This window comes from Longimicrobium sp., from assembly GCF_036280135.1.
GTDB lineage: Bacteria > Gemmatimonadota > Gemmatimonadetes > Longimicrobiales > Longimicrobiaceae > Longimicrobium.
This window is the reverse complement of the sequence record NZ_DASURI010000206.1, coordinates 1-8,669: the sequence shown is the minus strand read 5'-3', so window position 1 is coordinate 8,669 and position 8,669 is coordinate 1. Positions and strand designations below refer to the sequence as shown.

Genomic DNA, 8,669 nt, shown 5'->3' with positions numbered 1-8,669 from the left:
CGCGGGCGTCTGCGGATGACGAACGCGACGCCGCTCGTCCAGGGCGGCGCCGCGTCTTTTTCCGATTGCTGGCAATGCTAGCGCGCAGGCGGGACGACGGGCGCGTCCACCGTGCACCGGTGGTCCTCCTCCCTGGACATGTTTGCCGGAACGAACACGTCCACCACCAGGTGTTTCGCCTGGATCATCTCTCCGCCCGTCGCGCGGAACGCGAGGGAGATCTCGTATCGCGCGGACTTGTCCGAGCCGATCTGGATCGTAAAGCGATCGCTTCCGCCGGCACTGATCGTCTGGCTGGTCGGGATGCGGTACTCGCCCGTGACCCCTGCCGGCAGACAGATGCTGTACGGATACGAGTTCTCGTCGAACCCGTCGCCAAACCCTTCCGGGTGCACCTCCAGCGCCGTCCTGAACGGAACGTTGCGCCGTTCACCCGTCGTCGTCCGGTAGCTCATGCGGCCGATCACGGCCACCCAGAGCGGATCCTCTCCCGTTTCCGCAGCCCGTTCTGCCGCCGCGAAAAGCGCAGGGGAGATGTACGTGCTCCGGCGGGCGGGGTTCTCACCGGGGACGGCTTCCTCCAGCGGCACGTGGGCGATGCTGTCGCTGTGGATCGTGGGGAACCGGATCGAATGTGGAAGCGGTGGCGGAGAGGTGAACGCGGACAGGAACGCGGCCGCCGGGTCGTCCGTCACCACTGCAAAGCGGAGCTCGGGATCGAGCATCGGCCCCCACCCGTTGTTGAGAATGGTAAACCCGATGTTCGACATGTCGCCCGTCGACCCGGTCAGCGAGAGGCCCATCCCGTCGATCACCGGGACAGGCTCGTAGTTGATCTCGCTGCGGTGCACCGTGACCACCGCCTCCGCCAGTTGAGCTACGTGCGTGGAGTTGTTCACCACGCGAACAGATACCTCTGGATAGATCCAGGAGAAGTAACCGTCGTACCCCACCTTGATGCCCTCGATCGGTTCCCCGGCCAGCAGGTGATCCAGATACGGCAGCTTGTAGCGCAGGAACGTCGTATCGCCCCAGCGGTTTGCCGAATACGCGGTCCTGAGCTGCGGATTGACGGTCTCCCTGTGCGGCGTGAAGGTCGGATAGTAGTCCGAGATCAGATACCCACCGACCATTCCGCCCGCCTGCTTGTCCGCGTCCCTCGGCGGTTCCAGCCCCGGCGAGCCGACCTCGATCGATGTCGGGCCTTGCTCGCCCCGCATCAGCGCCTGGACCGGCACCGTGGGGCCGACTTCCACCGCCAGCCCGGGCGTGTGATTGCGCGCCTGCCACGCGCGGCGGCCTTCCACCGCGGTCCAGGCGGCCGCTACGATCCAGAGGACCGCGACGGATGCGGCAAGGAACCGCGCATCGGAGGCGAGGTCATGGAGCTTGTGGAACGCGAAGAGCTTAAGGTCTTCGGGGTTCCTGGGCTTTTCGGCGAACAGGAACGCCGCCGCCAGGAACATGATCACCGAAAAGCCCGCCGCCACACCGACCGCCGCCGTGCCGAACCGGTACGCGACGAGCAGGGCGATCCCCGTCAGACCCAGCAGCAGGAAAGCGCGAAGAACGTTCAATCGTCCAGGCGTCATGGAGGCTCTCCTTGCGAGTGAGGGCTGCGGGTCGTGGGAAGGCAGATGCGTGTGCCGGGTCGTTTTTGCCGGGTGTATCGGAGGTGCGCCGGCCTCGGTTCGGCGGGAGGGAGAGGCTCGGCAGTCCGCGGGTTGCGACGGCGGGGACGTCAGTTCGCGGCGGGTGGGACCTACGTAAACGCGGCGCCGCCCGGGCAGAGCGACGCCGCGTTTTCGGCAGATGAGCGGTCCGTCAGCTCGCGGGCTGCGTGATGCCGGAGACGGGCAGCGTGCGCGGGGGGACGATCCCGGCCTGCTCCCACAGGGTGGTGAGCTCGGCCTCGCTGCAGTCTTCCCAGGCGGCGGGCGGCGGGGCCAGGCGCCGCTTGCCGTGCGACGACTCGAAGCACAGCCAGCCCTTGGCCAGCGCCGGGTTCACGAACGGCACGCCGCCCGTGGCCTCGCGGCGGTCGTCGTGCCGGCGCTCCGGGCCCTTGTACGTCAGCACGTCCTGGCCGCGGCGCTCCCACTCGCGCACGTCTTCCAGGGTGCGCGTGGGAATCACCTTCCACACGCGCCACTCGTCTCCATCGGGCGCCACGAAGGTGCGCAGGCCCATCGGTGTAGCTCGTCGTCTGGGGAAACGCGCGGCCGCGACGCCGCGGATCAGGCAGGCTGCGGGGAAAAGGTCGCCTGTTCGCCGCGCGAAGTCAACGACGGCAACGGCGCACCGAGTTCGCCTGCCGCGCTGGTGGAACGTGCCTTGCCCGCCCGCGGGGTCAGCCGGACGCCGGGTCCGGGTCACCGAACGGGAGGAGGAGGATGTGATGAGCGGAGTCTACAAGTCGATCGAGATGGTGGGCACGTCGGGCACCAGCTTCGACGACGCCGCGCGCGTGGCCGTGCGCCGCGCGGGCGAGAGCATGCGCGACCTGGAGTGGATGGAGGTCGTGGAGCAGCGCGGCTACATCAAGGGCGGCGAGATCCACGAGTTCCAGGTGAAGGTCAAGCTGTGGTTCAAGCTGGAAGGCAGCGAAGGCGCCAACAGCTGATCCGCGTCCGCCGCAGAACGGACGAGGGGCGGCCCGCACGTCGCGGCGCCGCCCCTCGTTCGTTTCGTCGTCGCGCGGTCAGCGCGTGAGGACGAGGAACAGGATGAAGACCAGGACGAGGACGATGGCCACGCCCCAGGTGGAAAGCCCCAGCCGCGTGGAGCGCAGGTCGCCCAGCCCGTCGCCGCGCTTGTAGTCGTGCGGCTCCATCTCCGGGTCGATGGGCGTGAAGTGGTTCGGGTCGGGTCCGCTGGCCATCGCGCTGCTCCTGTGGGATGCGGGTTCGTATGCATCCACCGTTGCAACGGGCGGGCCCGGCTCCCGGCAGGGCAGGGGTTTACCGCGTTCTCACGCAGAGGGAGCAGGGGCAGCAGAGGAACTTCGTCGCGGGCGCCGGGATCGGGCTTCGTGGCGGAGTGTCTCTCGCCCGCCGAGGGCCCCCCTCCCCCCGCCCCCTCCCCCCGCTTCGCGGGGGGAGGGGGAGAACTTCATCGCAGCACGGGCCCGCCTCCGCGCGCGGAACTGTCCCAACGAACAACCCCTCCCCCGAAGTTGGGGGAGGGGTCGCCGTCGAGCCGCGAGGAACGAGCGGCGCAGACGGCGGGGGAGAGGGCTACCCGTCGCGCAGCGACGGGCTCTTCGCCCTCGCAGGCCATCCGCTCCCTGCAATCACTCCGTGGAAGTCTACACCCCCTCCCGCGCAGTTTGCGGGAGGGGGTGGACGAGCCTGAGCGAGGCCGGGGGAGGGCCCTCGCCCCACTGGCGCCCGCGCCCCACGCGCCGTATCCATCCAAGGTCCGCCCAAGGTCCCGCGGGACGGGCACGCATCCGCCCGGGCCGGCCGCGCCGTATCTCCGGGATGGACGCCGCCGTCCCGCATCCTCCGCATCGAAAGAATCGTCCGATGTCCGACGCGCACGCGCACTACTACCACTCGCACGACCTGCCGCGCTTTGGTGAGATCGGCAACGACGCGCCGCACCTGGCGGAAAAGTTCTTTGCCTGGTACAACGCCGTCTTCGACGAGGGCGCGCTCACCCAGCGCGAAAAGTCGCTCATCGCGTTGGCCGTGGCGCACGCGGTGCAGTGCCCGTACTGCATCGACGCGTACTCCGGCGACTGCCTGCAAAAGGGCGCCGACACCGAGCAGATGACGGAGGCCATCCACGTGGCCGCGGCCATCCGTGGCGGGGCGTCGCTCGTGCACGGCATCCAGATGCGCAACCACGCCGACCGCCTGGGCATGTGAACGCGCGCGGCGGGGCCGGGTAGCAGGTACCTGGCACCGTCACGCCGAAGGACCCCAGATCCCGAGCCGATGCCCACGACCGCTCCCCCGTCGCGCCACCGCGTCCTGCCGACGCTGCAAAAGCGCCACCTGCCGCTGTCCTCTGCCCAGGCGCAGCGCGACATGCTGGACCGCGTGCCCGTGGCGCGGAGCTTCGAGGCGGCGCTGGACGGCGCGGCGCTGTACCCGCTGCGCGCCACGGGGATCGAGATCCTGCAGATCAACGTGGGGCGCAAGTGCAACCAGACCTGCCGCCACTGCCACGTGGACGCCGGCCCGGACCGCACGGAGATGATGCCCGACGCCGTCGTGGACCGGGTGATCGAGATCATCGAGTCCACGTCCATTCCCACGGTTGACATCACGGGCGGCGCGCCGGAGCTGCACCGCCGGTGGAAGGAGATCGTCGTCCGCGCGCGGGCGGCGGGCAAGCACGTGATGGACCGCTGCAACCTCACCATCACGCGGCTGCCCAACTACGCGTACCTCCCCGCGTTCTTCGCCGAGCAGGGGGTGCACGTGGTGGCGTCGCTGCCGCACTACCGGGAGAAGGGGACGGACACGCAGCGCGGGTCGGGCGTGTTCGAGGAGAGCATCGCCGCCCTGCGCGAGCTCAACGCGCACGGCTACGGCGATCCGGCCACGGGGCTGCAGCTGGACCTGGTGACCAACCCCGTCGGCACCTTTCTCCCCGGCAGCCAGGCGGCGCTGGAGGCGGACTGGAAGCGGCAGATGGAGCGTCTGCACGGCGTGCGCTTCAACCGGCTGTACACCATCACCAACATGCCCATCAGCCGCTTTTTGGAGTTCCTGGAGGAAAGCGGCAAGCTGGACGAGTACATGGAGCGGCTGGTGACGGCGTTCAACCCCGCCGCCGCCGCGGGGGTCATGTGCCGCAACACGCTGAGCGTGGGCTGGGACGGCACGCTGTACGACTGCGACTTCAACCAGATGCTGGAGCTGCCCGTCCACGCGGCCGCGCCGCGCACGGTGTTCGACTTCGATCCCGCGGCGCTGGACACGCGCGAGATCGTGCTGGGCCCGCACTGCTTTGGATGCACGGCCGGCGCCGGCTCCAGCTGCGGCGGCGCCACGGTCTAGCCGCCGGTCGGCATCATCGGCCGTAACGAGACGGAGTCGGCGAGGAGGCCTCCTCGCCGACTCCGTTCTTTTTGCCGAATCCCCAGGAAACCACTTCCTGAGGGGGTGCTGCCAAACCTGCTTTTCAGCGGAATCCCCGGCAGCGTCATCCTGAGGGAGCGCCGCATGTAACTTAAATGCGCGCAGGACCTTGGCGCGACCGAAGGATCTTGTGTGCGAGACTCGGAACGCGCTTTCGTGCACGAGTGCAACCGCGGAGCTTTGCAGGCAAGATCCTTCGTCGCCGCCATGGATCGTGCCCGGTCTGGCCCGCGCGGCGGCTCCTCAGGATGACGCTTTGAGGCCGAAGGTCTGGTCACACACCCTTTGAAGGCCACGCAATCCGCCGCGCGATCCCCGCCCGCGGACGGCGCTACCCGTCCTGGATCGTAAATCAGCTCCCACCCTGCACCTGCGCGAGCCGCTGGTTGGCGAACTCGATCTCGCGCGTCTGCCGGCGCGGGGCGCGCTCCAGGTAGGCGCGATACGCGGCCACGGCGCCCTCGTTCTGCCCGGCGCTCTGCAGCGCGATGCCCAGGCGCAGGTACGGGTCCGCGAAGTACGGCTCCAGGACGATGGCCTGCTGGTAGTGCGTGATGGCCTCCTGCGGGTTGCCGCTGGCCAGGAGCGCGTTGCCGTACTCGTACTGCATCACGGGGTCGTCGGGGGCGATCTGCACGGCCTCGGACAGCTGCGCCACGGCCGGCGCCATGTCCCGCGCGCGCAGGGAGAGCCGCGCCAGCGACGCGCGCGCGGGATAGAACGAGAAGTCCTCCTCCAGCGCCCGCTCGAACGCGCGACGCGCCTCGTCGGGGCGGTTGGCGGCCTCGTGCAGCATTCCCAGCGCGTACTCGTGCAGGGCCTTGCTCTCGTAGAAGTACCGCAGCCGCCGCGCGTCTCCCTCGCGCAGGGTGCGCAGCAGCTCCGTGAACTCCGCGATGGCGCTGTCCGGCTGCTCCGCGCCCACGAACGAGAGCGCGCGCCAGTGCCGAAAGCGCAGGCTGCGCGGAGAGTCGTCGCGCGTGATGCGGCCAAAGCGCTGCGCCGCGCGCCTGAAGTCGCCCTCGCCGTACTCCATCAGCGCGCCCAGCTCGCCGTCCCAGTACAGCCGGTTGGCGATCTGCGTGAACAGCGCGACCTCCAGGCCGCGATGCACGAACGGGTTGCGGCGGAACGCGCGCATGATGAGCGAGTCGTTGGCCAGCACGTCGGGCCGGCTGTGGACCTGCTCGTCGCCCGTGATGTAGTGCAGGAACAGCCCGTCGTACCCCGCGAAGAACGATGCCCAGCGCGCGAACAGGGGCTCGCCGCGCGTGGGGTCCAGCCGGGACGCCCAGTAGAACGCGGGGCCGGCCTGGCGCGGCTGGCTCGCGAAGAGCCGGTCTCCCAGCTCGAAGTACGACTGCCAGTCGTTGGGATCGGCGCCGCGCGGCAGGCCGGGGCGCGGCGGCTCCTGCGCGGCGACGGGTGCGGATACGGCGAACGCGGCGGCCAGCGCCAGCGGCAGGGCGATCTTCGGGATGCGCATGTGGACTGGAAACACGAGGCGTGAACCGCGGGTGAAACGTGCCAATCTAGCCGTCCCGCCGTGAGAGCGACAACGGATGGCGGATCGTAAGGAGCCGGCGCGGGTCCTTGTTCCGCCGGCTCTGTGTCGAGGGTCTACGAGTGCGGATGCAGCACCAGCGCGTCGACGATGCGCCGGGACAGGCCCTTGGAGACCTCTTCCGGGTCCCAGTGAGCCGCCGTGATTGCCCGCACCACGTCCTCGTCGTCCCTACATTCCGGCCGGCCCATCACTCGGATTCGCCCTCCAGCCCAAGGTGCGCCAGGAGGGCCGGCACCTGGCGCGGCTCGAACACGCCTTCGTCATCGTGCTCGCCTTCCACGAAGTAGAGGTAGCAACCGGGAAGCAGCTCCACCTCCACGCGGCGGCCGGCATGGTCCTCCCACGCGAGCTCCAGCATGCCGTCCTGCGTCAGGAACAGGCTGGGCCGCGTGGGAAAGCACGGACCGGCATCCACGAAGCGCTCCAGCGCCCGCACCGAGCCCGCGGAAAGGCGGCGGCCCCGGCCAAAGTCCCACCCGTCGCGATACTGCCGGAACTCCGCGAACCGCGCGGCCGCGTTCTCGCCCAGCGCGGCGCGTGCGCGCGTGCTCAGGTTGGCCGGTCGGGAGAAGCGCATCCCCAGCCGGCGCAGGTGAGACTGGATGCGAACTCTGCGTCTGGAAAGGTCCAGCACGGGCCCTCCGGGTTCGGGTGCTCGCGACGAGCCGCCTCTCAAGGCTTACACAAGTGACGCGTGAAATCAAGCCCGCCCGGCCACGTAATTTCTCGCCCGCGGCCACTTGAAATTTTCATTGCACATGCGTCCACTCCGTTTGCGCCTGCGGCGGAACTGTTGGAGGAGGGGCGGGTTAGAAGCCGGAGCCGCTGTGGAAAAAGTCCTAAGTTCACACACGGTCGCTGCTTACGGGCACACTGGACCCCTTGCTTCGGAATTTCTTCGGTATTATCATTGTGTCGTGAATGGGCGCCGAAGCACCCTTTGGCACACCTTGGGAAGGATTCCGAAGATGAGGGACCACAACCCGGGCGACGCCCGGACCACGACCATCCGGCACATGCGCGAGGCCGCCGCGGCCCGCGTGGAGAACACGTCGCTGCGCAGCGTGGCCCGGGAGATCGGAATGAGCCCCACGGGGCTCAAGAAGTTCCTGCAGGGCACGGCGCCCTACTCGCCCACGCTGCGGCGGCTGCGCAACTGGTACGTGCAGTACGCGGCGGTGCAGGCGGGCGAGGTGCACACGCAGGACGCCACCGCCGCGCTCGCGGTGCTGGTGCACGACCTGTCCCCCGACCCGCGCCGCGCGACGGCGGCCTGCCTGCTGGACTGCGTGAGCCGCGGCTACGACCAGAGCGGCAAGACGCGGCCCGTGTGGATCAACGAGCTGCGCGCGCACTACGAGGCGGCGTGAACGGCAGTGCGTGAGTGCGGAAGTGCATGAGTCGGCCCGTGCCGATGCACGCACCTCGCCTCCGCGCCCGCCACGCGCCGGCTGGATTGGAGTGGACTGCCGTCGCCTCTGAGCCGGCGGCGACTGAAGTCACGGCTGTGAAAACGTGATGTCGGCCTGCGCCGACGGCTCGTGCCGCCCGCGCAGCCGGTGCACCATGGCCGGCATCCAGAAGCCCCGCCCTGGCGATGCGAAAGCGTCGCCGGGGCGGGGCTTCTTGTTTTCGGAGCGCGGGCCGGGATCGCTGCCTTCGGCTCAGCTGCCGGATTCGATCTGCGCCAGGCGGCGGGTGACGCGGTCGACCATGGTGGGCTGGCGGGGACACCTTCTACTGCGGTACAAACGACGGGGTCCGCGCGAACGCTCGCGCGGACCCCGTGCACCTCACGGCCCCTGCCCTGCCCCGACCCGTCGGCGCAGGTCGACAGCTCCTGCTGCATGCCGTCACCGTACACCGGTGTGCCTTTGGGCCATGAGAGGTCGCCCTGGTGCAGGGGGGGCCGGCATCCGCTGGGGCAGTCCGCGCAGGCGGACTTCGTGCCTTTCCAGCGGCGAATTCATTCGCTCCGGCTGGGGGACGGTCTTACCGGATCAGATCCG

At 69.4% G+C, this 8,669-nt stretch carries 10 protein-coding genes; 4 read left to right on the top strand and 6 right to left on the bottom strand.

Translation table 11 applies throughout. The features are described 5' to 3' along the window. Nucleotides 1-77: 77 nt before the first annotated feature. Entirely contained in the window at nt 78-1,592 is a 1,515-nt protein-coding gene (locus tag VFZ20_RS06060) for a hypothetical protein (RefSeq protein ID WP_329682944.1), read from the bottom strand. A gap of 232 nt (nt 1,593-1,824) precedes the next feature. Then, on the bottom strand, nt 1,825-2,190 hold the full coding sequence (locus VFZ20_RS06055) for a hypothetical protein (protein ID WP_329682943.1): 366 nt from the start codon (nt 2,188-2,190) through the stop codon (nt 1,825-1,827). Between the two features lie 208 nt (nt 2,191-2,398). Between VFZ20_RS06055 and VFZ20_RS06050 the strand changes: the two genes are divergently transcribed. Continuing rightward, a complete protein-coding gene (locus VFZ20_RS06050) occupies nt 2,399-2,623 on the top strand; it encodes a dodecin (RefSeq protein ID WP_329682942.1) in 225 nt (74 codons plus the stop codon). Nucleotides 2,624-2,701: 78 nt separating this feature from the next. Here the strand turns inward: VFZ20_RS06050 and VFZ20_RS06045 are convergent, their stop codons facing one another. Beyond that, a complete protein-coding gene (locus tag VFZ20_RS06045) occupies nt 2,702-2,881 on the bottom strand; it encodes a hypothetical protein (RefSeq protein WP_329682941.1) in 180 nt (59 codons plus the stop codon). 646 nt (nt 2,882-3,527) lie between these two features. Between VFZ20_RS06045 and VFZ20_RS06040 the strand changes: the two genes are divergently transcribed. Continuing rightward, nucleotides 3,528-3,872 (top strand): arsenosugar biosynthesis-associated peroxidase-like protein, encoded by a 345-nt coding sequence (locus tag VFZ20_RS06040; protein ID WP_329682940.1) that lies wholly within the window; start codon nt 3,528-3,530, stop codon nt 3,870-3,872. Nucleotides 3,873-3,941: 69 nt separating this feature from the next. Next, nucleotides 3,942-5,012, top strand: a complete 1,071-nt coding sequence (arsS, locus tag VFZ20_RS06035) for an arsenosugar biosynthesis radical SAM (seleno)protein ArsS (protein ID WP_329682939.1) — start codon at nt 3,942-3,944, stop codon at nt 5,010-5,012. 433 nt (nt 5,013-5,445) lie between these two features. Here arsS and VFZ20_RS06030 read toward each other — a convergent pair whose 3' ends face one another. From VFZ20_RS06030 to VFZ20_RS06020, 3 genes are all read right to left on the bottom strand, one after another. Further along, nucleotides 5,446-6,579, bottom strand: a complete 1,134-nt coding sequence (locus VFZ20_RS06030) for a tetratricopeptide repeat protein (RefSeq protein ID WP_329682938.1) — start codon at nt 6,577-6,579, stop codon at nt 5,446-5,448. Between the two features lie 134 nt (nt 6,580-6,713). After that, complete coding sequence (locus VFZ20_RS06025) at nt 6,714-6,851, bottom strand: hypothetical protein (protein ID WP_329682937.1); 138 nt, start codon at nt 6,849-6,851, stop codon at nt 6,714-6,716. After that, nucleotides 6,848-7,294, bottom strand: coding sequence for a hypothetical protein (locus VFZ20_RS06020; protein WP_329682936.1), 447 nt, complete (start codon nt 7,292-7,294; stop codon nt 6,848-6,850). The genes VFZ20_RS06025 and VFZ20_RS06020 overlap by 4 nt, the downstream gene beginning before the upstream one ends. Before the next feature lie 334 nt (nt 7,295-7,628). Between VFZ20_RS06020 and VFZ20_RS06015 the strand changes: the two genes are divergently transcribed. Beyond that, entirely contained in the window at nt 7,629-8,030 is a 402-nt protein-coding gene (locus tag VFZ20_RS06015; protein ID WP_329682935.1) for a hypothetical protein, read from the top strand. The last annotated feature ends 639 nt before the right edge of the window (nt 8,031-8,669 follow it).

Excerpts from the sequence above, each read along its gene's own strand:
- arsS (WP_329682939.1), top strand. The coding sequence starts at position 3,942 with ATGCCCACGACCGCTCCCCCGTCGCGCCACCGCGTCCTGCCGACGCTG.
- VFZ20_RS06040 (WP_329682940.1), top strand. The coding sequence starts at position 3,528 with ATGTCCGACGCGCACGCGCACTACTACCACTCGCACGACCTGCCGCGC.
- VFZ20_RS06045 (WP_329682941.1), bottom strand. The coding sequence starts at position 2,881 with ATGGCCAGCGGACCCGACCCGAACCACTTCACGCCCATCGACCCGGAG.
- VFZ20_RS06055 (WP_329682943.1), bottom strand. The coding sequence starts at position 2,190 with ATGGGCCTGCGCACCTTCGTGGCGCCCGATGGAGACGAGTGGCGCGTG.
- VFZ20_RS06030 (WP_329682938.1), bottom strand. The coding sequence starts at position 6,579 with ATGCGCATCCCGAAGATCGCCCTGCCGCTGGCGCTGGCCGCCGCGTTC.
- VFZ20_RS06015 (WP_329682935.1), top strand. The coding sequence starts at position 7,629 with ATGAGGGACCACAACCCGGGCGACGCCCGGACCACGACCATCCGGCAC.
- VFZ20_RS06060 (WP_329682944.1), bottom strand. The coding sequence starts at position 1,592 with ATGACGCCTGGACGATTGAACGTTCTTCGCGCTTTCCTGCTGCTGGGT.
- VFZ20_RS06050 (WP_329682942.1), top strand. The coding sequence starts at position 2,399 with ATGAGCGGAGTCTACAAGTCGATCGAGATGGTGGGCACGTCGGGCACC.